Genomic DNA, 23,880 nt, shown 5'->3' with positions numbered 1-23,880 from the left:
GGCAGCACCGGCCGGCGGGACGCACCCTCCACCGACCGGTGGAGGGGCGGCGCTACAGGTCGACGTCGACGCGCTTGGTGCGCGAGGCGTGGCCGCGGACCACGCGGACGCGGCTGGGCGCGACACCGAAGTGCTCGGCCAGCGCGCGCTCCAGCCCGGCGTTCGCCACGCCGTCGACGGCGCGCTCGCGGACGTGCACGACGAGGGTGCCGTCGTCGTCGGTCTCGACCAGGGGACCGCGCCTGCTGCCCGGCTTGGCCCGGACGGTCACCTGCACGCCGGTCGGGTCAGGCGAGGACGCGCGTGCGGGAGGCCGCCGGGGTGAGGCGGCCGGTGCGGGCGGCCCACACCTCGAAGACCACGGTGAACAGCGGCGGGACGCTGCAGACCAGCGCCGTGAGCAGCGTGCCCCAGCTCCAGCGCAGCACGCGCCACGCGAGCACGGACAGGACGAGGTAGGCGACGAAGGCAGCACCGTGGAGGGGGCCGAAGACCTTGACGCCCACCTCCGTGGTGTCCGCCGCCAGGTACTTGAAGTACATGCCCGTCAGCAGCCCGACCCACGTGCAGGCCTCGATGACGGCGACGGTGGTGAAGGCCCGCAGGACCAGGCGCTGGCGGCTCGTCAGGGCATCACTCGCAGGCACACGCTGATCACACCACGCCGCAGCGGGCGAGCGGTGCGTGCGACAGGGCCCGCGTGGCGAGCCTCACCACGGCGAGGGGAGGATGGGCGGGATGCGCCACAGCGAGTTCTGGCAGCTGGCCGACGCCGTGTTCGGCCAGGGGTACGCGCGGTCCCTGGCCTCCGACATCGTGCTGAGCGCCCTGGGCGGTCGCTCGCCGGTGCAGGCCCTCGACGAGGGCGTCCCTCCGCGCGACGTCTGGGTGGCGCTGTGCGACGCGCAGGACGTCCCCGAGGCGCGCCGCTGGCTCGACACCCGCGAGGCCAACCGCCGCCGACGCTAGGCGGGCTTCGTGGCCTGCAGGGTGAAGCTGAGCGGCACGCGGTCGGCAGCGTCTTCGGGCAGTGCCCACTCGCCGCCCGGTGCCCCGACCATGTGCGCCATCGCCTTCCACGGGATGCTCCGGTGCTCCTCGAGCCCGGTGACCCGCAGCCCCGCGCCCAGCACCGCGGTGACCAGCTCGCCGAGGCCGTGGTTCCACTCGGCGCTGCGGGTGTGGGTGAAGACGTGGTCGGTCTCGACGTACGAGCCGGGCTCGTCGAAGACGGTGGGCTCGGCGCGCTCGAACCAGGGGTGGGACAGGACCAGGTCGCCGTCGGTGCGGTCCTGGTCGAGGGCGAGCAGCGCCGGGTGCCCGTCGCGCACGAGCAGCCGGCCGCCGGGGGCGAGCAGGTCCGCCACGAGCCGGGCCCAGTCGGTGATGCGCGGCAGCCAGCACAGGGCGCCGATGCCGGTGTAGACGAGGTCGTAGCGGTCCGCGCCCGCAGCGGCGAGCACCGCGGCGCCGTCGCTGACGTCGGCGCGGTGGTAGTCGATGTCGGCCCCGGCGCGCGCGGCGAGAGCGCTCGCCTGCTCCAGGGCTGCGGGGGAGAAGTCGACCCCGGTCATGCGCGCCCCGAGGCGGGCCAGGGAGAGCGTGTCGGTGCCGAGGTGGCACTGCAGGTGGACGCCCTGGAGGCCTGACACGTCTCCGAGGCGCGGGGCGTCGAAGGACACGACGTCGGAGATCTTCGCCGGGTCGGCGACGTAGTCGTCCAGCACGTAACCCGTGCCGGGCGCGGCGTGCGCGAGGGCCCGCTCGTCCCAGTTGGCGAGGTTGAGGTCCACCGCTGCGCGCACGTCCACGGTCCTCATCCTGCCCAGTGCTCATCCCTCCCGGTAGGCGCGGCTGGGCAGGTCCCCGGCCTGCCAGGCGCGGCGGGAGGACGGCGGCGGGCGGTGGCCGTACCCGTCGCCCCTCACGGCGACGAGCACGACGGCGACGACGACGAGCACCGGGACGGTGGCGACCAGGGCCACGAGGATCTCCATGGCCCGATGTTGGCGGCCGTTGAACTCGTGCCACCAGTGGCAGAAGTGACACCGGTCATCGACTTCCTGCCACACTGCGTGGCAGGCTGTGCGCGTGGTGCTCCGCGACGTCGCCGTCCTCGTCCTGCCCGGTGTCGCCCCCTTCGAGCTCGGCATCGTGTGCGAGCTCTTCGGGCTCGACCGCAGCGACGACGGCCTGCCCGTCTACGACTTCGCCCTGGTCACCGAGCACCCCGGTCCGGTGGTGACCAACCAGGGGTTCTCGGTCAACGTCGACCACGGCCTCGAGCGCGCGGCCTCGGCCGACCTCGTGGTCACCACCCCCGTACCCCGGGGGACGACGGCGAGCCCGGCCGTCGTCGCGGCGCTGCGCGCGGCGCACGAGCGGGGCGCGCGGTTCCTCGGGGCGTGCAGCGGCTCGTACGTGCTGGCCGACGCGGGGCTGCTCGACGGGCGGCGCTGCACCACGCACTGGAAGTACGTCGACCACTTCGCCGCCCAGTTCCCGGCGGCGACGGTCGACTGCGACGTCCTGTACGTCGAGGACGGTCCCGTCATCACCAGCGCCGGCTCGGCCGCCGCCATCGACGCCGGCCTCCACCTCCTGCGCGGCGAGCTGGGCGCCGCCGGGGTCGCCAAGATCGCCCGCCGCATGGTGGTGCCGCCGCACCGGGACGGCGGCCAGGCGCAGTTCATCCCGACCCCGGTGCTCCCGCCGGAGGCGTGCGCCGACGACGACCTCGCCGCCCTGCACGTCTGGGCGCTGGAGCACCTCGCCGAGGACCTGTCGGTGGAGCGGCTCGCCGCGCACGCGCGGATGTCACCGCGGACGCTGGCGCGCCGGTTCGCCGACGCCTCCGGCACCTCACCGGCGGCCTGGGTGGCGCGGATGAGGCTGCAGCGCGCCCAGGAGCTGCTGGAGACCACCGACCTGCCGGTCGACGAGGTGGCCGCGGCCGTCGGGTGGGGCTCCGGCGCGGTGCTGCGCCACCACTTCAGCCGCCTGGGCACGACGCCCCTGGCCTACCGCCGGACCTTCGCGGGCACCGCCTAGCCGCACCGCGCCAGGGGGGCGCCGGACTGCCGGTCCGACGAGGACGGCTGCCAGTTCGAGCCCGCGTCGCTGCACCGGCGCTCGCGGGTGGTGGAGGCCGGATCCGGTGAACCGCCCGCGCACGGCACCGCCAGCGGTCACGATGGGTGGGTGAGCCAGCTACCCACCGCGGCGCGGTCCGCTGTGGTGCCGGCGCAGAGGTCGCGGCCCGACGTCGAGGGACTCCCGCTGCTGCGCGAGCGCTCGCACCGGCGCGAGCCGTCAGCTGCCCGCGGCGCGGGCGTCGCGCTCGTCGTCACGGCCCTCGTGGGCGCGCTCGTGCTGGCGCTCGGCGCCGCCGCGTACCTGTGGGTGGTCAGCGACGCCTGGCAGCAGCGCGCCGAGAGCGCCGAGTCGCAGCGCGCGCAGCTGGTGGGTACCTCGCAGGAGCTGCACCAGCGCCTCGACGCGCTGCAGGCCGACCTCGCAGCCTCGGACGCGCGCGTGGAGCAGCTGGCCGCGGAGAAGGCCCGCGCCACGGACCTGCGCGAAGCGGGGGACCGCTGAGGCGCTCCGCCGCCGTCGTCGTCCTGGTGAGCGTGCTGGGGACGGCGGCGTGCGCAGCGGTGCCGCAGATGCCGCCGGTGCAGCCTGCAGCGGCGGACCCGGCCGCGGCAGCGGCCAGCGCCGTCGCCAGCGCTGAGTCTGCGGGCGTCCTGCGCACCGCGGTGCGGGCGTCGGTGCGGGTGCGCACTGTCGGCTGCACGAACGTGCGGACCGGCTCGGGCTTCGCGGTGGACGCGCACACCCTGGTGACCAACGCGCACGTGGTGGCCGGCGCGGAGCAGCTGCAGGTGGACACGTGGGACGGTCACCAGCTGGCGGTGACGGGGTCGGTGACGGCTGCGGTGGCGGACCTCGCCGTGGTGCGCACGCGCGAGGCGCTCCCCGCCACCGCGCCGCTGGCCGACGCCGACCCGGTCGGCGGGGAGACCGTCACGGTGGTCGGCTACCCCCGCGGCGAGGCTCTGGCGAAGGCCACCGGGACGATCACCGGCCCTGCGGACGACCCCCTGCACACCGCCGCGGCGGCGGTGCTCCAGCTGGAGGCCTCGGTGGCGCCGGGCAGCTCCGGGTCGGCCGTGGTGGACGGCGACGGCGCGGTGGTCGGCGTGCTCTACGCGGGCGCCACGACCGGCGAGGACGCGTACGCGGTGCCGGTGAGCACCCTGCGCGCCGCGCTGGCGGCGCAGGGTCCGGCGGACGGGTCAGCCCGCTGCTGAGGACTTGTCGCTGCGGACGACCACGATCCCCGCGAGCACCACGGCTCCGCCGACCAGCTGGACGGTGGAGAGGTGCTGGCCCAGCAGCACCCACGCCCACGCGGCGGCGAAGAGCACCTCGGTGAGCGCCACGAAGGACGCCGGCGCCGCGGAGAGGCGGCGGGCAGCGGCGATGCCCGTGCCGTAGGCGAAGGCGGTGGCGATGGCCACCATGCCGAGCACCACCGACCACCACGGGACGGCCGCGCCGGCGAGGGCGACGTCGCCGAGGGCCACCCCCATGGGCAGCAGGCCCACGAGCGCCGCGGCGCCGAGGACGGCGGCGCCGACGAGCATGCCCACCCAGGCCATGGCCAGAGCGGGCACGCCGCTGCCGTCGTGCGCGGCGAGCACGAAGTACACGGCCAGGCAGGCGCCGGCGATGCCGGCCCACACCAGCCCGGTGCCACCGGCGAGGCCGCCCTCACCCACGCCGAGCACCAGGGCGAGGCCGCCGAGGGCCGCCAGCCCGCCGAGCGCGGTGCGCAGGCGGGGGCGCTGACCGCCGACCGTCCACGCCCACGCGACCACCAGCAGCACGCCGGAGTACTCGATGAGCAGCGCGAGGGAGACCGGCACGGTCTCGACGGCGGCGAAGAAGCCGAGCTGGCAGCCGGCCATGGCGAAGACCCCGAACGCCAGGGCCCGCCAGCGGGCGGCCCACAGCAGGTGCCAGCGGCCGCGGAGCTGGGCGACGGCGACGGGCGCCAGCACCAGGCCCGCGCACAGCATGCGCACGATGACGGCGGACCCGGGAGTCCAGCCGGCCGCCAGCAGCGCGTTGGCGAAGATGCCCGAGGTGCCGAACGCGGCGGCGGAGGCGAGCGCGTAGAGCAGGCCGCTCTGGGCCGGGAGGGTGGATGCTGCCGGGGCGGTCTGCGCCGCAGTCGCTGTCATGAGTCAAACCCCTCTACGCTCGTGACGCCGAGGGTGACGCTAGTGGTGGGCCGTGAAAGGAGTCAAGATGCTTTTCGCTCATGACACCGAGCGCGAGCTCAGTGCGCTCGTCGCCATGGTCAACACCGTCGGTCACGTCTCCGGCGAGGAGGGCCTGCCCGACGTGGAGGCGCTGGACGCCTTCTGCGAGGAGCACCGCTGGAGCGGCCGGCGCGACCACGACCTCGCCGAGCTGGAGTCCGTCCGCTCCCTGCGCCCGCGCCTGCTCGCGCTGTGGGACCTGGCGCTCGCCGGGGACGAGGCGGGCTTCGTCGAGCTCGTCAACACCCTGCTGTCCGAGGGGCGCGCGCTGCCGCAGCTGGTCCGCCACGACGGCTGGGACTGGCACCTGCACGCCACCCCCGACGACGCCCCGCTCGACCGCCGCATGGCCGTGGAGGCCGGCATGGCCATGGTCGAGGTGGTCCGCCGCGGCGAGCTCGGCCGGCTGCAGCGCTGCGCCGGCGAGGACTGCACCGACGTGTTCGTCGACCTGTCGAAGAACCGCTCCCGCCGCTTCTGCGACGGCTCGTGCGGCAACCGCGCCGCCGTCGCCGCCTACCGGGCCAGGATGCGGGGGTGAGCCCCTCCGTCGTCGACCCGGTCACCGCCCTCGTGGACGCGGTGCGGACCAGGACGACGACGGGAGCGGCTCCCGAGCTCGTCGCGCTGCACGAGGTGCTGGACCAGCACTTCAGCCGGGTGTTCGCCCAGCTGGAGCGCGTGGCGGTGCCGGGGTCCCCGCACGCCCTGCTCCTGCGCTGGCGAGGCTCGGGCGGCGCCGGCGGGGAGGCAGCGCCGCTGGTGCTCCTGGCCCACCAGGACGTGGTGCCGGCCGGGGCTGGGGCGGCCTGGACCCACCCGCCGTTCGCCGGGGTGCTGGCGCCCTCGGCGGAGGGCGAGGCCGTGTGGGGGCGCGGGACCCTGGACGACAAGGGCCCGCTCGTCGTCGTGCTCGCGGCCGTGGAGGCCCTGCTGGCGGAGGGGTTCGTGCCCGCCCGAGACGTCTGGCTGTCGTTCGGGAGCGACGAGGAGACCGGCGGCGCCTCCTCGGCCGCCGCTGTCGAGGTGCTGCGCGAGCGCGGTGTGCGGCCGTGGGTCGTGCTCGACGAGGGCGGCGCCGTCGCCGCCGGAGCCCTGCCGGGGCTGCGGGCGCCGCTGGCGGTGGTGGGTGTCACGGAGAAGGGAAGCACCGTGCTCCGGCTCGTGGCTCGAGGTCGTGGCGGGCACGCCTCGACGCCCGCCCGCGGCGGCCCGGTCGCGCGGCTGGCGCGCGCGGTGGTGGCCCTCGAGCGCGCCGAGCGCCGCGCCGCGCTCGGACCCGTGACCCTCCCCGCGGCCACGCGGGAGCTGCTGCGCCGGGTGCTGCCCGGCCCGCTGGGCGCCCTGGCGGGGCGCTTCCCCTCGGCCGCGGGGCGCCTGCTCGTGCTGGCCGGGCCCGAGAGCGCCGCCATGGTCCGCACCACGCTGGCGCTCACCGCGATGCGCGGCTCCGAGGCCGTGAACGCCGTGCCCGACGAGGCGTGGGTGGGCGTCAACGCGCGCATCATGACCGGGGACTCCGTGGACGCCGTGGTGCAGCGCCTCCGCCGGGCCGTCGCGGGCTGCGGCGTGGACGTGGAGGTGCTCGAGCGAGGTGGGGCCAGCCCCACCTCGCCCTTCGACGACGAGGCGTTCGCGCTGCTCGAGCGGTGCACGGCGCAGGTGTTCCCGGACGCGGTGAGCACGCCGTACGTGACGATGGCCGCCACCGACTCCCGCTCCTGGACGGTCCTGGCCGAGCGGGTCCACCGGTTCTCCCCGCTGCGCATGAGCCGCGCGCAGCGGGCGGGGATCCACGGCGTGGACGAGCACGTCGCCGTCGCGGACCTGCTCGACGGGGTGCGCTGGACCACCGCGCTGCTGCGCGGGCTGCCGTGACCGCGCCCGGCGCGGCGGCGCGGCGCTCGCTGGTCGCCGTCGTCGGCGTCCTGGTGCTGGTGGAGCTGGTCTCCGGCGTGCTGCAGGCGTTCTACACGCCGCTGCTCACCGACGTCGCGGCCCGCCTGCGGGTCCCCGTGGGCGACGTCAACTGGTTCGAGGCGGCCCAGCTGGCGTTCTCCGCGCTCGCGGTGCCCGTGCTCGCGCGGCTGGCCGACCTGTGGGGGCCGCGCGCGGTGCTGCTGCTCTCGGCGTCCGTGACCGCGGCCGGGTCCTGGGTGCTCGTGCTGGCGCCCGGCTTCTGGACGTTCCTGCTCGGGTGGGTGCTGCAGGGCGCCTACGTGGTGTGGCTGCCGCTGGAGGTGGCGCTCGTGCACCGCCGCACCGCGGGGTCCGCCGAGCAGGGGCGGCTCGTGCGCCGCTCGGCGGGCGTGCTCGTGGCCGGGCTGCAGGCCGGGGCGGTCCTCGGAGCGCTGGGTGCGGGGGCGGTGGCCACCGCGCTGCCGCTGCAGGCGGTGCTCGCGCTGCCCGCGGTCGCCACCACCGCGTGCGTGGTGGTGGTCTGGGCGGGCGTGGAGCGGACTCCCGGGGCGGGGTGGCGCACCGGCGGTGGCCTGGACGGGCGCGGGCTGGCGCTGCTCGCCGCCGTCCTGGGCCTGGTCATGGGGGCTCTGGTGGCCGTGAGGCTGCTCGGGGTGTCGAGCCCGGTGCCGTGGTCGCTGGTGGTGGCGGGCGCTGCGGCGGGGTGGTGGCTGGTGCGGGTGGAGGCGCGGGTCGCCTCGCCGCTGGTTGACGTGCGGCTGCTCGCCTCGCGCGGGCAGTGGCCGGTGCAGGCGAGCGCCTTCCTCTTCGGGGCGAGCGTGCTGGGGGCGCAGGTGCCGCTCGCGACGTTCGCGCGCACCGACCCCGCCGTGGCCGGCTACGGGCTGGGGACCGACGCCGCGGGGGTGTCGCTGCTCATCGGCGCCTACCTGCTGGCGATGATCACCGGTGCGCTGGTGCTGCGGCGCCTGCCGGTGGCGGCGCTGGTGGTGGCGGTGGGGTACGGGGCCCTGTTCGCCCTGCACTCCTCGGCGGCGTCGCTGCTGGCGTGCCTGCTGCTGGTGGGGTTCGGCAACGGAGCGCTCGTGGCGGGACTGCCGGCCGCCGCCGCTGCCGCGGCACCGCCGGAGCGCGTGGCGTTCGCCACCGGGATGACCAACACCACCAAGGTGGTGGGCGGGGCCGTGGCCTCGGCGGTCTTCGCGGTGGCCCTCGCGTCGACGGGGTCGCTGTCGGACCCGGCGGCGGGGGCCGCCCCGCTGGCCGGGTACTACGTCGTGTGGGGCGTCTGCGCCGTGACGTCGCTGGTCTCCTCGGGCCTCCTCGCCTCGAACGCGCGTTCGGTCGCAAGGGGTACGCTGGTCGTGTGATCGCAGCGGAGGGCCGTCCGTCCACAGGGCGCGGCCTCGCGGCGACGGACTGTCGGTGGTGGCGCCTAGCGTCGTCCCCGAACGCACCGCAGCAGCGCCCGGCCGGTCCGGGTGCCCGTCGACAGGGGTGATCCTCGTGGCCGCACCCGCCACCAAGACCAACGACAAGTCGAAGTCGCTCGAGTTCGCGCTCGCGCAGATCGACAAGCAGTTCGGCAAGAACACCGTCATGCGCCTCGGCGACGAGGTGCGCGAGCCGATGAAGTTCATCCCCACCGGGTCGACCGCGCTGGACGTCGCGCTCGGCATCGGCGGCCTGCCCCGCGGCCGCGTGGTGGAGATCTACGGCCCGGAGAGCTCGGGAAAGACGACCGTGGCGCTGCACGCCGTGGCCAACGCCCAGAAGGCGGGCGGCATCGCGGCCTTCATCGACGCCGAGCACGCGCTCGACCCGGAGTACGCCAAGAAGCTCGGCGTCGACACCGACGCGCTGCTCGTCTCCCAGCCCGACACCGGTGAGCAGGCCCTCGAGATCGCCGACATGCTCGTGCGCTCCGGAGCCCTCGACATCCTCGTCATCGACTCCGTGGCGGCCCTCGTGCCCCGCGCCGAGATCGAGGGCGAGATGGGCGACAGCCACGTCGGACTGCAGGCCCGCCTCATGTCGCAGGCGCTGCGCAAGATGACCGGTGCGCTCAACACCGCCGGCACCACCGCGATCTTCATCAACCAGCTGCGCGAGAAGATCGGCGTGATGTTCGGCTCCCCGGAGACCACCACGGGTGGAAAGGCGCTGAAGTTCTACGCCTCGGTCCGCCTCGACGTGCGCCGCATCGAGACCCTCAAGGACGGCAACGAGCCCGTCGGCAACCGCACCCGCGTCAAGGTGGTGAAGAACAAGGTCAGCCCGCCGTTCAAGCAGGCCGAGTTCGACATCCTCTACGGCGTGGGCATCTCCCGTGAGGGCGGTCTCATCGACATGGGGGTGGAGCACGGCTTCATCCGCAAGTCCGGCGCCTGGTACACCTACGAGGGCGACCAGCTCGGTCAGGGCAAGGAGAACGCCCGCACCTTCCTGCGCGACAACCCCGACCTCGGCGACGAGATCGAGCGCAAGATCAAGGAGAAGCTGGGCATCGGCCAGCCCAAGGCCGACGGCGCCGATGGTGCTGCAGCACCGGTCGAGGCCAAGGTCGACTTCTGAGCACGCGTCAGGGCGGCGGCGGTGACCCCGTCGCCGTCGCCCGGGACGTGGTGCTCCGCCAGCTGACGGCTGCTCCCCGCAGCCGGGCGCAGCTGGAGAAGAAGCTGGCGGAGCGCGGCGTGCCCGACGAGGCCGCCGAGCAGGTGCTCGACAGGTTCACCGAGGTGGGCCTCGTCGACGACGCCGCCTACGCCGAGGTCCTCGTCAGGTCCCAGCGCCTCACCCGGGGCCTGGGCCGGCGGGGCCTGGCGCACGAGCTGCGCGCCAAGGGCGTCGACGACGCCACCGCGGCCGTCGCTCTGGAACAGGTCGACGACGAGGCCGAGGAGGCCGCGGCGCGAGACCTCGTCGCGCGGCGGCTGCGGTCGATGGGGGCGCTGGCCCCCGAGGTCCAGACCCGGCGGCTGGCCGGGATGCTGGCCCGCAAGGGGTACCCGCAGGGGCTCGTCATGCGCGTGGTGCGCGAGGCCGTGCGGAGCGCTGGCGCTGAGGACGAGCTGGATCCGGAGGACTGACGGTGGACGTGGTCATCGGCGACGACGGGGTGCCGCGCTGCGCGTGGGGCGCTTCGACGCCCGACTACGCGGTCTACCACGACACCGAGTGGGGCTTCCCGGTCTCCGACGACCGGCGCCTCTTCGAGAAGGTCTGCCTGGAGGGCTTCCAGTCCGGGCTGAGCTGGCTGACCATCCTGCGCAAGCGCCCGGCGTTCCGCGCCGCCTTCGCCGGGTTCGACCACGAGGTGGTCGCCGCCTTCGACGAGCGCGACGTCCAGCGGCTGCTCGCCGACGCGGGCATCGTCAGGCACCGCGGCAAGATCGTGGCGGCGATCAACAACGCCGCCCGGGCGCGCGAGCTGGTGGCCGAGCACGGCAGCATCGCCTCCTACGTCTGGAGCTGGGAGCCGGCTGGTGAGCAGGGGCGTCCGTTCGAGGTGCGCGCCACGTCGCCGGAGTCGACAGCGATGAGCAAGGACCTCAAGAAGCGGGGCTGGACGTTCGTCGGTCCCACCACCGCCTACGCGTTCCAGCAGGCGATGGGCCTGGTCAACGACCACGCACCGGGCTGCGCGGCGCGCGAGGAGGTCGCGGCAGCCCGGGCCGCCTTCACCCCGCCGGTCAGCTCCGTCGACAGCTCCGGCGTCAGCCCCGCCGCGGCCGGCTCGCGTCCCCCGGCAGACCGAACCGGGTGACCACCCCGGAGGAGAAGAGCACCGAGTCGGGCTCGCGCGCCGCCAGCTCGGGGAAGCCGACGTCGGTGAGCAGGGAGTCCTCGAGGGCCTCGACGGAGGCGGTGCGCAGCGGCCACGGGCCGTGCTCGTTGGGGACGTACCAGGTGCGTCCCACGTGCCGCTGGTGCAGGCCCCAGCGTGCCGTCAGGAAGCGGGGCAGCCCGTCGTCGTCGTGGGCCTCGGCGGGGGAGAGCTGCGCGCCGAGCGACAGCTCGAGCCGCTGGTGCACGCCCGAGCGGCTCCCGCGGCCGCGCAGCGCGTAGGCGACGCGCTGTCCGCTGCTGTCGTCCCGCCCGCCGGCCCGGCGCCCGAACGCCATCGACGACCAGCGGTACGGCAGCCCGAACGCCGCCTGCGCACCGGCCACCACCACCAGCCGCGAGCACTCGAGGGTGAGGAAGACGATGCCGCGCCGGCCGGTGTCGTCGACGGAGTACAGGCGTACGTTGGTCTCGAGGAACGTGCCCGCCCAGGGGACCGCGGGGCCGATCGTGCGCGGCCCCAGACCCGCACCCACCATGCGGAACGGCACCAGCGCCACGTAGGTCACGCCCTGGTGGGTGTCGGGTCGCACCCCCGGGGGCATGAGGTGGGCCACCCGCTCCGGCGGCACCGCCCAGTGCAGGAACGCGGCGTCGCGCCAGGCCTGCTCCATCATCACGGGGCCGTGGAGGTCGGGTGCGCCGGCGATCGCCTCTGGCTGGACGGTCGGACTGCTGCTCACAGCCACCTATCCTCGACGGGTGGTCGCAGTCCAGCCCGTCGAGCGCACGTACGCCGTCCGCACCTACGGGTGCCAGATGAACGCCCACGACTCCGAGCGCCTCGCCGGGCTCCTCGAGGACGCCGGGTACTCCCGCGCCGACGACGAGGCCGGGCGCTCGGGTGAGGCCGACGTCGTCGTCCTCAACACCTGCGCGGTCCGCGAGAACGCCGACAACCGGCTGTACGGCAACCTGGGCCACCTCGCGAGCGTCAAGGCGCGCCGACCCGGGATGCAGATCGCCGTGGGCGGGTGCCTGGCGCAGAAGGACCGCGACGTCATCCTGGCGAAGGCGCCGTGGGTGGACGTCGTCTTCGGCACCCACAACACCCACGCCCTGCCGGCGCTGCTGGAGCGCTCCCGCGTCCAGGCCGAGGCGCAGGTGGAGGTGCTGGAGGAGCTGGAGGTCTTCCCCTCCACGCTGCCGCAGGCCCGCGAGTCCGCGGCCAGCGCGTGGGTGTCGATCAGCGTGGGGTGCAACAACACCTGCACGTTCTGCATCGTGCCGGCGCTGCGCGGCAAGGAGAAGGACCGCCGCCCCGGTGACGTGCTCGCCGAGGTGGAGGCGCTGGTCGCCGACGGCGTGGTCGAGGTGACGCTGCTGGGGCAGAACGTCAACTCCTACGGCACCGGTGTGGGGGGCTTCGGCGAGGGGCTGGACCGGGGCCGGGGCAACTCGGCGTTCGCCGACCTGCTGCGCGCCGTCGGGAGGGTCGACGGCATCGAGCGGGTGCGCTTCACCAGCCCGCACCCGGCGATGTTCACCGACGACGTCATCACCGCCATGGCCGAGACGCCCACGGTGATGCCGCAGCTGCACATGCCGCTGCAGTCCGGCAGCGACCGGGTGCTGCGCGCGATGCGCCGCTCCTACCGGTCGGAGAAGTTCCTCGGGATCCTCGACCGCGTCCGGGCGCAGATCCCCGACGCGGCGATCTCCACCGACATCATCGTCGGGTTCCCCGGGGAGACCGAGGAGGACTTCGCCGAGACGCTGCGCGTGGTCGAGGGGAGCCGCTTCGCCAGCGCGTTCACGTTCCAGTACTCCCAGCGGCCGGGCACGCCCGCCGCCACCATGCCCGACCAGCTGCCCAAGGCGGTGGTGCAGGAGCGCTACGAGCGGCTCATCGCCCTGCAGGAGCGCATCAGCGAGGCGGAGGCGGCGCAGCAGGTGGGGCGCACGGTCGAGGTGCTCGTCGGCGAGGCGAAGGGCAAGAAGGACGGCGCCAGCCAGCGCGTCTCGGGCCGCGCCCGCGACAACCGGCTCGTGCACGTCGGGCTGCCGGCAGACCTGCCCGAGGCCGACCGGCCGCGACCGGGTGACGTGGTGACCGTCCAGGTCACGCAGTCCGCGCCGCACCACCTCGTGGCCGACGTGCCGGCCGAGCCGACGGGTGGGCAGCCGCTGCGCGTGCGGCGCACCCGCGGCGGTGACGCCTACGACCGGCGCCAGCTCGCCTCGTGCGGCGTGCCGGTGCAGGGCAGCGCTGGAGCCGGTGGTGCTGGTGGCGGCCGAGCTGTCGGCCTGGGCATCCCGACGCTGCGCGCGCCCGTCGCCTGACGAGCCCGCTCAGCGGGCCTGCCAGCGCTCCACCGCTCGCTGCGCCGATCGCGCGACGAGCTGGGCGAGCAGGGCCGTCCCCGCCATGCGGGCCGCCCGGGCGCTGAGGAGGGCAGGGGCGGACACCACGAGCGGCACGTCCGTGGGCCCGAGCACCGCCGCCCACGCCTTGAAGGGGATCCCGCTGACCGGCTGCAGCAGCAGGGCGGCGGTGCCGTGCCGCCCCAGCAGCGACCGCACCCGGTCGAGGCGGGCGGGGGTGACCCCGGGGACTCCCCGCACCACGGCCAGCGCCGCGTCCGGGCGGGCGCGGGCGGCGGTGAGCGAGACCAGGCCGCCGGCGGCCATGCCCCCGACGCACGCGCCCAGCAGCGAGGGCCAGCGGCGGCGGTGTCCCAGCACGAGCGCGGCGAGCAGGTAGTCCGCAGGGACCCACCACACCGTGGCCTCGCCCGCCGCCCAGGCGAAGGTGAGCGCGGGCGCGCCGCGGCCGTCGACGAACCGCCGCCAGATCATGCTGCATGATGCCCCGATGGCCGAGTCCGCGCGCCGTCCGCTGAAGACGCGCGGACGGTCGGCGTCGCACGCGGCGGCCACCTGGCTGGCCCGGCGCGGGGCGACGCCCAACGGCATCTCCGTGGTCGGGCTGCTGCTCGCCGTCGCCGCGGGGGCGTGCCTGCTGCTGTCAGGCGGTGCGGACCCCGCAGCGGACCGCACCGCGGGACCCGGCACCGAGGCGGTGCTGCTGGTCGCCGCCGCGGTGGGCGTGCAGCTGAGGCTCGCGGCGAACATGCTCGACGGGCTGGTGGCGGTGGAGTGCGGCCGCGGCACCCGCACCGGGCCGCTGTTCAACGAGGTGCCCGACAGGCTCGCCGACCTCGCGGTCCTCGTGCCCGCCGGGTACGCCGTGGGCGGCGGCTGGGGTGCGGGGCTGGGGTGGGCGGCCGGTGTCCTCGCCGTCCTCACCGCCTACGTGCGGCTGCTCGGCGGCTCCTTCGGGCAGGAGCAGCGCTTCAGCGGACCCATGGCCAAGCCCCACCGGATGTTCGCCATCACCCTCGCGTGCCTCGTGGGCGCGGTGGAGGTGCTGGCGAGCGGGTCGGCGGGGGTCGCGCTGACCGCCGGGCTCGTCGTCGTGGTGATCGGGTCCGCCCTGACCTGCGTGCTGCGCCTGCGGGCCGTCGCAGCGGGCCTGCCGTGAGCGGAGCCGTGGCGCAGAGCCGGGCCGACGCGGCGGTCGCAGGGTCGCTCGCCGGTCTCGCCCGGCTGCTCACCGGGGCCGTGCCCGTGTGGCGGGGCCCCCGCAGCAGCGACCGGCCGCGCGTCTACTACGCCAACCACTCCAGCCACTTCGACGCCGTCACCGTCTGGGCGGGGCTGCCGCCGGAGCTGCGGTCCCGCACGCGGCCGGTCGCCGCCGCCGACTACTGGGAGAAGACCCGGCTGCGACGCCACCTCGCGGCGCGGGTGTTCCGGGCGGTCCTCATCGACCGCGCGGGCGGGGGGCCCGCGGCCACGCAGGAGATGGCCGCGGTGCTGCGCGAGGGCGACTCGCTGATCCTCTTCCCCGAGGGCACCCGCGGTGACGGGCGCGAGGTGGCCCCGTTCAAGAGCGGTCTGCACCACCTCGCGGTCGCCGTGCCAGAGGCCGAGCTGGTCCCGGTGCGGCTGTCGAACCTCAACCGCGTGCTGCCGAAGGGGGAGCGGGTGCCCGTGCCCGTCATCGCGCGCCTCGTCTTCGGCGAGCCGCTGGCGGTCGTGCCGGGGGAGCCGAAGGACGCCATGCTCACCCGGGCCCGCCAGGCCCTGCTGGCGCTGGAGGAGCGGTGAGCCTCCTGCAGGACCCGATGCTGCTGCGGCTGCTGGGCGCCGTCGGGGCGGTGCTCGTCGTCGCGACCGTCATCGGCCGCGTGCTGCGGGCGCGGTCCTCCCCGCCGAGCGAGACGGTGGTCAACCTCAACCAGCGCATCAACGCCTGGTGGGTCATGGCCGTGGTCTTCGCCGTGGCCGTGGTGACCGGGCCGGCCGGCACGATCGTGCTGTTCGCGCTGCTGTCGTTCCTGGCCATGCGGGAGTTCGTGACGCTGGTGGAGTCCAGCCGCGCCGACCACCGCGCGCTGCTGCTGGCGTTCTTCGTGGCGCTCCCGGTGCAGTACGCGCTCCTGGCGGTGCAGTGGTACGGCCTGTTCTCGATCCTCATCCCGGTCTACGCGTTCCTCCTCATCCCCGCGGTGCTGGCCCTGGCGGGTGAGACGACCGACTTCCTGCGGCGCACGGCCACCATCCAGTGGGGCCTGGCGACCTGCGTCTACGCCCTCAGCTACGCCCCGGCGCTGCTGCTGCTCGACATCGACGGCTTCGACGGGCGCCAGGGCCTGCTGGTCTTCTTCCTCGTGCTGGTCGTGCAGGCCTCCGACGTGCTGCAGTACGTCGCCGGCAAGCTCTTCGGCCGCCACCGCATCGCCCCGCGCGTCAGCCCGAACAAGACGTGGGAGGGGTTCGTCGGCGGGGTGGCCGCCGCCACCGGGATCGGCACGGCGCTGTGGTGGGCCACCCCCTTCAGCCCCTGGCAGGCGGCAGCGATGTCGCTGCTCATCGCGGTGGTGGGGTTCCTCGGGGGGCTCGTCATGGCCGCCATCAAGCGCGACCGGGGCGTCAAGGACTACGGCGAGCTGATCCCCGGGCACGGCGGCGTCATGGACCGCATCGACTCGCTCGTGTTCGCCGCACCGGTCTTCTTCCACGCCACGCGCTTCTTCTTCCAGTGACCCCCGCTGCGCCTGCGCCGTCAGCGGCTGAGCGCGGGCTCGGGGGCCGGGGCGGTCGGCGCCGAGGGGCGGCGACGGGGGCGGGACGCGCCCAGCAGCACCCCGCCCACCACGACGGCGCCGAGCGCCACCTCGCGCCAGGGCGTCGCCTCGCCCAGCAGCACGTGAGCGGCCACCATCCCGACCACCGGCACGAGCATCGAGAACGGCGCCACGGAGCTGGAGGGGTGGCGGGCCATGAGCGCCGACCACACCACCTGGCCGACCAGCGTGGCGATGAGCACGGTGAAGGCCAGCCCGGCGATCGCCAGCAGCCCGGTCCGCGAGCCCAGCCCCGTGAACGCAGCGCCGATCCGCGCCGGCCCCTCGAGCACCAGCGACGCCAGGGCCAGCGGCAGCGGCGGCACCACCGAGACCCACAGCACCAGCCGCAGCGACTCGGTGGCCGTGGGCGGCTGGCCCAGCGCCATCCGCTCCCGCCACGCCAGCCGCGAGCCGAGGTTGCCGAACGCCCATCCCAGGCCTCCGAGCAGCGTGAGGACCACCGGCAGCAGCGTCGTCCAGACGTCGGTCCCGCCGAGCTCCGCCCGGGAGGCGGCGATCCCCGCCAGCCCCGCCACGGCGACGACGACGCCGGCCACCTGCCGGCCGGAGAGCCGCTCGCGCAGCAGCACGCCGGCCAGCACCACGGTGAACGGCGCTGAGGACTGCAGCACGAGCGACGCGAGCCCGGCGGGCATGCCGACGGCCATGGCCGTGTAGAGGAAGACGAACTGGGCCACCCCGAACCCCGCCCCGTAGGCCAGCAGCCAGCGCAGCGGCACGCCGCGCGGGCGCGGGACGAAGAGCACCACGGGGACGGCGATCACGGCGAAGCGCACGGCGGCGCACAGCAGCGGCGGGAACTGCTCGAGGGAGGCGTGGATGGCCACGAAGTTGAGACCCCACGTCACGGCGACGAGCAGAGCGAGGAGGCGGGCGGTGAGCGGCACAGGACCACGGTGGGGTGAACGTGACCGTGCAGTCCATCGACATCTGGGACACCGATCGTGCAGTCTGGCTGCATGGACACCAGGGCGCTCGAGGCGCTGCGGGCGGTGAGGACGCAGGGCGGCGTCACGCGCGCCGCCGCCGTCCTCCACCTCACCCCGTCCGCGGTCAGCCAGCACCTGGCCTCCCTGACCCGCCAGGCCGGCGTCCCGCTCACCGAGCGCGTCGGGAGGGGTCTGCGCCTCACGGCCGCGGGCCTGGCCCTCGCCGAGGCCGCCGACGACGTCGCGGTGGCCCTGGAGCGCGCCCGCACCGCCGTCCTCGAGGCCCACCGCGCCGCGACGGGCCTGGTGCGGGTCTCGGCCTTCTCCTCCGGCGCCGAGCTGCTGCTGCCCGGTCTGCTGACGCGCCTGTCCGGCAGCGGCGTGGAGGTGGAGTGCACCGACGAGGACGTGCCCCTGGACGACTTCGCGCCGCTCACGGACCGCCTCGACGTCGTCATCGCCCACCGCCCCGAGGGTGAGCGCGCCTGGGTCGGCAGCCCGGGCGTGCGCGTGGTGCCGCTGCTGCGCGAGCCGCTCGACGTCGCCGTCCCCGTCGGCCACCGCCTCGTGGCGCTCGCGCAGCAGCACGGTGGTGTGCGGCCCGACGACCTCGACGACGAGCGCTGGATCGCCGTGAAGGAGGGCTTCCCCGTGGCGGAGGTGCTCCGGGCGGTGCTCGGCGCTGGCCCGGCCAGCGGCGAGCGCGCCCCGAAGGTGGTCTCGCGCATCAACGACTTCCACGTGGTGCTCGAGCTGGTGGCCGCCGGGCACGGCATCTCCCTGCTGCCGCGCTACACGTGCGGGCGCCACCCCGGGGTGCGGCTGCTGCCGCTGCTGGGGGTGCGCGCGGGACGCCAGATCGACGCCCTCTCCCGCGCCGACACCGCCGAGCGGCCCGTGGTGCGCCGCGTGCTCACGGAGCTGACGGCGCTGTCGGAGGGGCTGGCTGGCGCGGCCCGCGGGGCGAGCGGCGCCTGAGCGCCGTGGACAGCACGCCCAGCAGCACCCCGACCACCAGGAGGACCCCGCCGCGCAGCCACACGCCGGCCTCCACCTGGGTGGCGAGCAGCACGCAGGAGGCGATGCCCAGCACGGGCAGCGCGGTGGGCGTGCGGAAGTGCTCGTCCTCCCGCTCGCCGGGGCCCTCCCGGCGCAGCACGAGCACCGCCGCGTTGACGGCGGTGAACACCACGAGCAGCAGCAGGACGAGCGTGGCGGCGAGGCTGGCGACGGTCCCCGTCAGCGCCAGCAGCAGCGAGGCGGCCGTGGTGACGACGATCGCCACCCACGGCGTCCGCCGGTGCGGCAGCACCCTGGCGAAGACGGCGGGCAGCGCTCCGTCGGCCGCCATGCCGTAGGTGAGCCGGGAGCTCATGATCCCGGTGAGCAGCGCGCCGTTCGCCACGGCGACCAGGGCGATGGCGGCGAACACCACCAGCGGCACCACGCCGGCCTCGCGCACCACCTCCAGCAGCGGGCCGGAGGAGCCTGCGAGGACGTCGGTGGGCACCACGAGGCTCGCCACCACGCCCACCGCGAGGTAGACCACGCCCGCCACGGCGAGCGCGCCGAAGAGCGCCCGCGGGTAGGCCCGGCGCGGGTCGCGCACCTCCTCGGCCACGTTGACCGACGTCTCGAACCCGACGAAGGAGTAGAAGGCCAGCACCGTCCCCGCCAGCACCGCCGCTGCCGGGCCGTGCTCGGCGGTGCCCAGGGCCGTCAGGCGCGCGGGGTCTCCGCCGTCACGGGCCAGCACCACCACCCCCAGGACGACGACGAGGACGAGCCCGCCCACCTCGATGCACGTCATGACGACGTTGGCGCGCAGCGAGTCGCGGATGCCGCGGGCGTTGAGGGCCGCCAGCGCGAGGAGGAAGACGACGGCGACGAGCCAGACCGGCAGGTCGACGAACGCGGCGAGGTAGTCACCCCCGAACGCCAGGGCCAGCGCCGCCACCGACACCACGCCGGAGGCGAGCATGCAGAACCCGACCACGAAGCCGACCAGGGGCCCGAACGCCCGGGTGGTGTAGACGGCCGCACCACCGGCGCGGGGGTGCTTGGTGGCCAGCTCGGCGTAGGAGGCGGCCGTGAGCAGCGCCAGCCCCAGGGCCACCACGAGGGGCACCCAGACCGCTCCGCCGGCGGCGCCGGCGACCTCCCCGACGAGGACGTACACGCCGGCGCCGAGCACGTCACCGAGGATGAAGAGGAACAGCAGCGGCCCGGTGACGGAGCGTCGCAGTCCAGTGGGTGGTGCGTCGCCGTGGGTGTCGGTCTCGGACGTCGCTCGCGTGGACATCGCCCCAGCGTGTGCGGCTGCAGCGGTGATCGCCCCTCGGTCGGGCGGTCTCCGGGTCCCCGTCTCGTTGATCACCGTGCGTGGTCACCGGGGTGAAGTGGTCGACGAGCGGCCCACGGCGCCGCGGCGTCGCCTACGGTGCGCGGTGATGGACCTGCACGGCGTCACCGCCCTCGAGCCCGCCGGCGCCGTCCTGGACGGGCTCGCGCCGCCTGCTGACGGCGACGTGTGGCTCGCCGGCGGCACCTGGCTGTTCTCCGAGCCGCAGCCGGGTGCCCGCCGCCTGCTCGACCTGACGAGCCTGGGCTGGGAGCCGGTGGTCCAGGACGACGACGGCGCCCTGCGCATCGCCGCGACCTGCACCATCGAGCAGCTGACCCGCTGGCAGTCGTCCCACGGCCTGCCCGCGCTGGTCCGGCGCTGCGCCGACGCGTTCCTCGCCGGGTGGAAGGTGCAGGGCGTCGCCACGGTCGGGGGCAACCTCGTGACCGCCCTGCCCGCGGCGCCGATGGTGTCGCTGCTCGCGGCGCTCGACGCGGTGGCCGAGCTGTGGATCCCCGGCGGTGGTCGAGGCACGGGCACCGGTCCCGAGCCGCTGCGCCGCCACCTCCCGGTGGCCGAGCTCGTCACGGGCGACCACACCACCGCCCTGGTCCCGGGGGAGCTCGTGCGCGAGGTGGTGGTGCCGGCGGCGTCCCTGGCGGCGCGCACCGCGTTCCGCCGGGCCACCCTCACGCCGCTGGGGCGCTCCGCGAGCCTCGTCGTGGGGCGCCTCGACGCCTCGGGCCAGTCCGTGGTCACCGTGACCGCTGCGACGCAGGCACCGCTGCAGCTGCGCTGGCCGTCGCCGTCGTCCCTGGCCGAGGCCGGTGGAGCGGACGGGGCGGTCCAGGCCGTCGACGCCGCCGTGGACGGGTCCGAGCCCCGCCGGACCTGGCACGACGACGTCCACGGCCACCCCGCCTGGCGCCGCGCGATGGCGCTGGCGCAGGTGCGCGAGGTCGTCCAGGAGCTGCTGGCGTGAGCGCCGTCGTCAACGGCCGCCCCGACGAGCGCGAGCCCCGCCCCGGCCAGTGCCTGCGCACGTGGCTGCGCGAGGGCGGCTGGTCGGGCGTGAAGAAGGGCTGCGACGCCGGCGACTGCGGCGCCTGCACGGTCCACGTCGACGGCCGCGCCGTCCACTCCTGCCTCTACCCGGCCGTGCGCGCGCAGGGCCGCTCCGTGACGACCGTCGAAGGGCTGGACCACCCCTGCCAGCGGGCGTTCCTCGACGCGCAGGGCTTCCAGTGCGGCTTCTGCACCGCCGGCATGGTCATGACCGCGGCCGCGCTGCAGGACGGCGAGCACGAGCACCTGCTGGAGGACCTGCCGAGGGCCTTCAAGGGCAACCTGTGCCGCTGCACCGGGTACCGGTCCATCCGCGACGCGCTCGCCGGGCGGACCACCGTCGACCGCGAGCCGGCCGCCGGCGCCGCAGTGGGTCGCAGCACCCCGGCACCCGCCGGCCCCGACCTGGTGAGGGGCGCCGCGAGGTTCACCCTCGACGAGCCGCCGCCGCCCGGGATGCTCCACCTCGCGGTGCTGCGCTCCCCGCACGCCCACGCCCGCGTGGTCTCGCTGGACGCCGCCACCGCGCTCGCGGTGCCCGGGGTGGTGCGCGTCATCACCGCCGACGACGTCGAGCAGGTGGCGGGCCCGGTCCTGCACTCCTCCGCGCGGCACCACCGGTCCTCCGACGACCCGGACGACACGCTCGTGCTCGACAGGGTGCTGCGCTTCACCGGGCAGCGCGTCGCCGCCGTCGTCGCCGAGACCGTCGGGGCGGCCGAGGCGGGCGTCGCGGCGCTCGCGGTGGGCGTGACCTACGAGGTGCTGCCGGCCGTCTTCGACCCCGAGGAGGCCATGCACCCGGCGCGCACGGGTGCTCCGGTGCTCCACGGCGACAAGGACCCGTCCCTGACGCGGATCGCGCGGCCCGCCGACAACGTCGTCGCGGAGGTCCACGGCCACCTCGGTGACGTCGAGGCCGGCTTCGAGGCGGCCCGTTCCGCCGGCGGGGCGGTGGTGGACGGCACGTGGCGCAGCCAGCGGCTCGCGCACGCCGCCCTGGAGACCCACGCCGCCCGCGGCTGGCTCGACGGAGCGCTCGAGGAGGGGGGCCGCCTCGTGGTGCGCTCCTCCACGCAGACCCCCTTCCTCACCCGCGACGCGCTCGCCGTGGTCCTGGGGCTGCAGCGGGAGCAGGTGCGCGTGGTGGCCGGGCGCGTGGGCGGGGGCTTCGGCGGCAAGCAGGAGATGCTCACCGAGGACCTCGTCGGCCTCGCGGTGCTGCTCACCGGCCGTCCCGTGCAGTGGGAGCTGACCCGCGCCGAGCAGTTCTCCGCCACCACCACGCGCCACCCCATGACCGTCACCGCGCAGCTCGGCGCGCTGCCCGACGGCACGCTCACCGCGATGTCCGTGCGCGTGGTGTCGAACACCGGCGCGTACGGCAACCACGCGCCCGGCGTGCTCTTCCACGGCTGCGGGGAGTCGCTCGGGGTGTACCGCTGCGCCAACAAGCGCGTCGACGGGTGGGCGGTCTACACGAACACCGTGCCCGCCGGGGCGTTCCGCGGGTACGGGCTCTCGCAGCTGGTGTTCGCCGTGGAGTCCGCGATGGACGAGCTGGCCCGGGACCTCGGGCTGGACCCCTACGACCTGCGGCGCCGCAACGCCGTGGTGCCGGGCGACCCGATGACGTCCACCACGGACGAGCCCGACGACGTCGTCTACGGCAGCTACGGCCTCGACCAGCTGCTGAGGAGCGTTCAGGCGCACGTGGCAGGGGAGCGGGAGGCGGTCCGCGCGCAGGCTCCGCAGGGCTGGCCGGTGGGGGAGGGCATGGCGATCTCGATGATCGACACGGTGCCGCCGCGCGGCCACCACGCCGACGCCGCCGTCGCGCTGCTGCTCGACGACGACGGGACGGCGACGTACGAGGTCAGGGTCGGCACGGCCGAGTTCGGCAACGGCACCACCACCGTGCACGCCCAGCTCGCCGCCACCGCGCTGTGGACCACACCGGACCGCGTGCGGGTGCGCCAGTCCGACACCGACGTGGTCGGCCACGACACCGGTGCCTTCGGGTCCACCGGCACGGTGGTGGCCGGCCGGGCCGTGCACGCCGCCGCCGGCGCGCTGGCCCGGGTGCTCGTCGAGCGGGCGGCCGCCTCGGCGGTCTCGGCGACCGGCGCGCGCGTGCCGCCGGAGGTGTGCCGGCTGGACGGCGACGTCGTCGTCGTCGCCGGAGACCGCGTGCCGCTGGCCGACCTGGCCGCGGCAGCAGCGGTGGAGGGCACCGAGCTGGTCGGCAGGGGCGAGTGGGGCGGGACGCCGCGGTCGGTGGCGTTCGACGTGCAGGCGTTCACCGTCGCGTGCGACCCGGGGTCGGGGGAGGTGCGGATCCTGGCGTCCGTGCACGGCGCCGACGCCGGGGTGGTCGTCAACCCCGAGCAGTGCCGCGGGCAGGTCGAGGGCGGAGTGGCCCAGGCGATCGGCGCGGCCCTCTACGAGGAGGTCCGCCTCGACGACGCCCCCGGTGGCAGCGGCGCGGTGACCAACCCCGCCTTCCGGACCTACCACCTGCCCACCTGGGCGGACGTCCCGACGACGACGGTCCTGTTCGCGGACACCTCCGACGACGTCGGGCCGGTGGGCGCCAAGTCGATGAGCGAGAGCCCCTACAACCCCGTCGCCCCGGCACTGGCCAACGCGGTGCGCGATGCGACGGGGGTGCGGTTCCACCGCCTGCCGATGGCGCGTGACAGGGTCTGGCTGGCCTGGACGGGCCACCAGCACGGCGAGCAGGAGGACCACGCATGACCGCGGTCGAGCAGGACGGCGCGAGCACCGGGCGCAGCCCGCTGGAGCTGGAGTGGCTGGGACGGGCGATCGACCTGGCCCGGGAGAACGTCGACGGCGGAGGTGGGCCGTTCGGCGCCGTCGTCGTCAGGGTGGGCGAGGACGGCGGCGGTGAGGTCATCGCCACCGGCACCAACCTCGTCACGCCGACGCTCGACCCGACCGCGCACGCCGAGGTGGTCGCGATCCGCAACGCGTGCGCCGCCGTCGGCGACTTCCGGCTGCCCGGCTGCGTGCTCGTGTCCTCGTGCGAGCCGTGCCCGTTGTGCCTGGCCGCCTCGCTGTGGGCCCGGGTCGACGGGGTCGTCTACGCCGCCGACCGCGACGACGCCGCGCTCGCGGGCTTCGACGACCGCGCCTTCTACGAGCTGTTCGCCGCCCCGCGGGAGCGCTGGCCCGAGATGGGCTCGATCCGCGTGGCGCACCACGCCCACGACGACCGGCTCGCCCCCTTCACCGCGTGGGGTTCCCGGGCCGACCGCGTGGACTACTGA

General features: G+C 75.5%; 27 protein-coding genes. 18 read left to right on the top strand and 9 right to left on the bottom strand.

Features of this window, described 5'->3' with window-relative positions; translation table 11 throughout:
* Positions 1–52: 52 nt before the first annotated feature.
* Entirely contained in the window at positions 53–277 is a 225-nt protein-coding gene (locus tag FMM08_RS18470) for a DUF167 domain-containing protein (protein ID WP_147927854.1), read from the bottom strand.
* Between the two features lie 10 nt (positions 278–287).
* Positions 288–647, bottom strand: coding sequence for a DUF3817 domain-containing protein (locus FMM08_RS18465; protein ID WP_147927853.1), 360 nt, complete (start codon positions 645–647; stop codon positions 288–290).
* 91 nt (positions 648–738) lie between these two features.
* On the opposite strand from FMM08_RS18465, the gene FMM08_RS18460 reads away from it, so the two are divergent.
* On the top strand, positions 739–969 hold the full coding sequence (locus tag FMM08_RS18460) for a DUF3046 domain-containing protein (RefSeq protein ID WP_147927852.1): 231 nt from the start codon (positions 739–741) through the stop codon (positions 967–969).
* Here the strand turns inward: FMM08_RS18460 and FMM08_RS18455 are convergent.
* Together FMM08_RS18455 and FMM08_RS23180 are read right to left on the bottom strand one after the other, a co-directional pair.
* Positions 966–1,805: a class I SAM-dependent methyltransferase gene (locus FMM08_RS18455; RefSeq protein WP_187279860.1), complete on the bottom strand. Its 840-nt coding sequence runs from the start codon at positions 1,803–1,805 to the stop codon at positions 966–968. The genes FMM08_RS18460 and FMM08_RS18455 overlap by 4 nt on opposite strands.
* Before the next feature lie 27 nt (positions 1,806–1,832).
* Complete coding sequence (locus tag FMM08_RS23180; protein WP_187279852.1) at positions 1,833–1,997, bottom strand: hypothetical protein; 165 nt, start codon at positions 1,995–1,997, stop codon at positions 1,833–1,835.
* A 97-nt stretch (positions 1,998–2,094) separates the two neighbouring features.
* Here FMM08_RS23180 and FMM08_RS18450 point away from each other — a divergent pair, with 97 nt between their 5' ends.
* From FMM08_RS18450 to FMM08_RS18440, 3 genes are all read left to right on the top strand, one after another.
* Positions 2,095–3,051, top strand: coding sequence for a GlxA family transcriptional regulator (locus FMM08_RS18450; protein ID WP_147927932.1), 957 nt, complete (start codon positions 2,095–2,097; stop codon positions 3,049–3,051).
* Positions 3,052–3,201: 150 nt separating this feature from the next.
* Positions 3,202–3,597 carry a hypothetical protein gene (locus tag FMM08_RS18445; RefSeq protein WP_147927850.1) on the top strand — a complete coding sequence of 132 codons (396 nt, stop codon included), beginning with the start codon at positions 3,202–3,204 and terminating at the stop codon, positions 3,595–3,597.
* Between the two features lie 26 nt (positions 3,598–3,623).
* Entirely contained in the window at positions 3,624–4,313 is a 690-nt protein-coding gene (locus FMM08_RS18440; RefSeq protein WP_222710935.1) for a S1 family peptidase, read from the top strand.
* Here FMM08_RS18440 and FMM08_RS18435 read toward each other — a convergent pair.
* Positions 4,299–5,249, bottom strand: coding sequence for an EamA family transporter (locus FMM08_RS18435; RefSeq protein ID WP_147927849.1), 951 nt, complete (start codon positions 5,247–5,249; stop codon positions 4,299–4,301). The two genes, FMM08_RS18440 and FMM08_RS18435, sit on opposite strands and share 15 nt — an antisense overlap.
* Positions 5,250–5,316: 67 nt before the next feature.
* On the opposite strand from FMM08_RS18435, the gene FMM08_RS18430 reads away from it, so the two are divergent.
* From FMM08_RS18430 to FMM08_RS18405, 6 genes are all read left to right on the top strand, one after another.
* Positions 5,317–5,871: a CGNR zinc finger domain-containing protein gene (locus FMM08_RS18430; protein WP_147927848.1), complete on the top strand. Its 555-nt coding sequence runs from the start codon at positions 5,317–5,319 to the stop codon at positions 5,869–5,871.
* Positions 5,868–7,208, top strand: a complete 1,341-nt coding sequence (locus FMM08_RS18425; RefSeq protein WP_147927847.1) for a M20/M25/M40 family metallo-hydrolase — start codon at positions 5,868–5,870, stop codon at positions 7,206–7,208. Before FMM08_RS18430 ends, FMM08_RS18425 begins: the two co-directional genes overlap by 4 nt.
* Entirely contained in the window at positions 7,205–8,620 is a 1,416-nt protein-coding gene (locus FMM08_RS18420) for an MFS transporter (protein WP_147927846.1), read from the top strand. The genes FMM08_RS18425 and FMM08_RS18420 overlap by 4 nt, the downstream gene beginning before the upstream one ends.
* A 136-nt stretch (positions 8,621–8,756) precedes the next feature.
* Positions 8,757–9,824, top strand: a complete 1,068-nt coding sequence (gene recA / locus FMM08_RS18415) for a recombinase RecA (protein ID WP_147927845.1) — start codon at positions 8,757–8,759, stop codon at positions 9,822–9,824.
* A 50-nt stretch (positions 9,825–9,874) separates the two neighbouring features.
* Positions 9,875–10,339, top strand: a complete 465-nt coding sequence (locus tag FMM08_RS18410; protein ID WP_255472582.1) for a regulatory protein RecX — start codon at positions 9,875–9,877, stop codon at positions 10,337–10,339.
* A 2-nt stretch (positions 10,340–10,341) separates the two neighbouring features.
* Positions 10,342–11,016, top strand: a complete 675-nt coding sequence (locus FMM08_RS18405) for a DNA-3-methyladenine glycosylase I (protein WP_147927843.1) — start codon at positions 10,342–10,344, stop codon at positions 11,014–11,016.
* On the opposite strand, the gene FMM08_RS18400 is transcribed toward FMM08_RS18405, so the two are convergent.
* Positions 10,967–11,779, bottom strand: coding sequence for a YqjF family protein (locus tag FMM08_RS18400; RefSeq protein WP_255472581.1), 813 nt, complete (start codon positions 11,777–11,779; stop codon positions 10,967–10,969). The two genes, FMM08_RS18405 and FMM08_RS18400, sit on opposite strands and share 50 nt — an antisense overlap.
* 76 nt (positions 11,780–11,855) lie before the next feature.
* Here FMM08_RS18400 and miaB point away from each other — a divergent pair, with 76 nt between their 5' ends.
* Complete coding sequence (gene miaB, locus FMM08_RS18395) at positions 11,856–13,379, top strand: tRNA (N6-isopentenyl adenosine(37)-C2)-methylthiotransferase MiaB (protein ID WP_439653573.1); 1,524 nt, start codon at positions 11,856–11,858, stop codon at positions 13,377–13,379.
* 9 nt (positions 13,380–13,388) lie between these two features.
* Here miaB and FMM08_RS18390 read toward each other — a convergent pair whose 3' ends face one another.
* The gene (locus tag FMM08_RS18390) at positions 13,389–13,895 is read right to left on the bottom strand and encodes a hypothetical protein (protein ID WP_147927841.1); all 507 of its coding nucleotides are present in this window, start codon (positions 13,893–13,895) and stop codon (positions 13,389–13,391) included.
* 16 nt (positions 13,896–13,911) lie between these two features.
* On the opposite strand from FMM08_RS18390, the gene FMM08_RS18385 reads away from it, so the two are divergent.
* Genes FMM08_RS18385 through FMM08_RS18375 form a run of 3 tightly spaced genes read left to right on the top strand, consistent with a single transcriptional unit; the run spans position 13,912 to position 16,147 of the window.
* Positions 13,912–14,580: a CDP-alcohol phosphatidyltransferase family protein gene (locus FMM08_RS18385; protein WP_222710933.1), complete on the top strand. Its 669-nt coding sequence runs from the start codon at positions 13,912–13,914 to the stop codon at positions 14,578–14,580.
* Positions 14,577–15,209, top strand: a complete 633-nt coding sequence (locus FMM08_RS18380; protein WP_222710932.1) for a lysophospholipid acyltransferase family protein — start codon at positions 14,577–14,579, stop codon at positions 15,207–15,209. Before FMM08_RS18385 ends, FMM08_RS18380 begins: the two co-directional genes overlap by 4 nt.
* A 17-nt stretch (positions 15,210–15,226) precedes the next feature.
* Positions 15,227–16,147: a phosphatidate cytidylyltransferase gene (locus FMM08_RS18375; protein ID WP_147927928.1), complete on the top strand. Its 921-nt coding sequence runs from the start codon at positions 15,227–15,229 to the stop codon at positions 16,145–16,147.
* A 20-nt stretch (positions 16,148–16,167) separates the two neighbouring features.
* Here the strand turns inward: FMM08_RS18375 and FMM08_RS18370 are convergent, their stop codons facing one another.
* The gene (locus tag FMM08_RS18370; protein ID WP_147927839.1) at positions 16,168–17,139 is read right to left on the bottom strand and encodes an EamA family transporter; all 972 of its coding nucleotides are present in this window, start codon (positions 17,137–17,139) and stop codon (positions 16,168–16,170) included.
* A gap of 72 nt (positions 17,140–17,211) precedes the next feature.
* Here FMM08_RS18370 and FMM08_RS18365 point away from each other — a divergent pair, with 72 nt between their 5' ends.
* Positions 17,212–18,159 (top strand): LysR family transcriptional regulator, encoded by a 948-nt coding sequence (locus tag FMM08_RS18365; protein WP_147927838.1) that lies wholly within the window; start codon positions 17,212–17,214, stop codon positions 18,157–18,159.
* On the opposite strand, the gene FMM08_RS18360 is transcribed toward FMM08_RS18365, so the two are convergent.
* Complete coding sequence (locus tag FMM08_RS18360; RefSeq protein WP_147927837.1) at positions 18,095–19,483, bottom strand: APC family permease; 1,389 nt, start codon at positions 19,481–19,483, stop codon at positions 18,095–18,097. The genes FMM08_RS18365 and FMM08_RS18360 overlap by 65 nt on opposite strands.
* A 148-nt stretch (positions 19,484–19,631) precedes the next feature.
* Between FMM08_RS18360 and FMM08_RS18355 the strand changes: the two genes are divergently transcribed.
* From FMM08_RS18355 to FMM08_RS18345, 3 genes are read left to right on the top strand one after another with little or no spacing between them, the layout of a single operon-like run.
* On the top strand, positions 19,632–20,507 hold the full coding sequence (locus FMM08_RS18355; RefSeq protein WP_147927836.1) for an FAD binding domain-containing protein: 876 nt from the start codon (positions 19,632–19,634) through the stop codon (positions 20,505–20,507).
* On the top strand, positions 20,504–23,347 hold the full coding sequence (locus FMM08_RS18350; RefSeq protein ID WP_147927835.1) for a molybdopterin-dependent oxidoreductase: 2,844 nt from the start codon (positions 20,504–20,506) through the stop codon (positions 23,345–23,347). Before FMM08_RS18355 ends, FMM08_RS18350 begins: the two co-directional genes overlap by 4 nt.
* Complete coding sequence (locus FMM08_RS18345) at positions 23,344–23,880, top strand: nucleoside deaminase (protein WP_147927834.1); 537 nt, start codon at positions 23,344–23,346, stop codon at positions 23,878–23,880. Before FMM08_RS18350 ends, FMM08_RS18345 begins: the two co-directional genes overlap by 4 nt.

This window comes from Quadrisphaera setariae (assembly GCF_008041935.1).
Classification (GTDB): Bacteria; Actinomycetota; Actinomycetes; order Actinomycetales; family Quadrisphaeraceae; genus Quadrisphaera; species Quadrisphaera setariae.
Note: the sequence above shows the minus strand (reverse complement) of the source record. Positions and strands in the feature narration are given on the sequence as shown.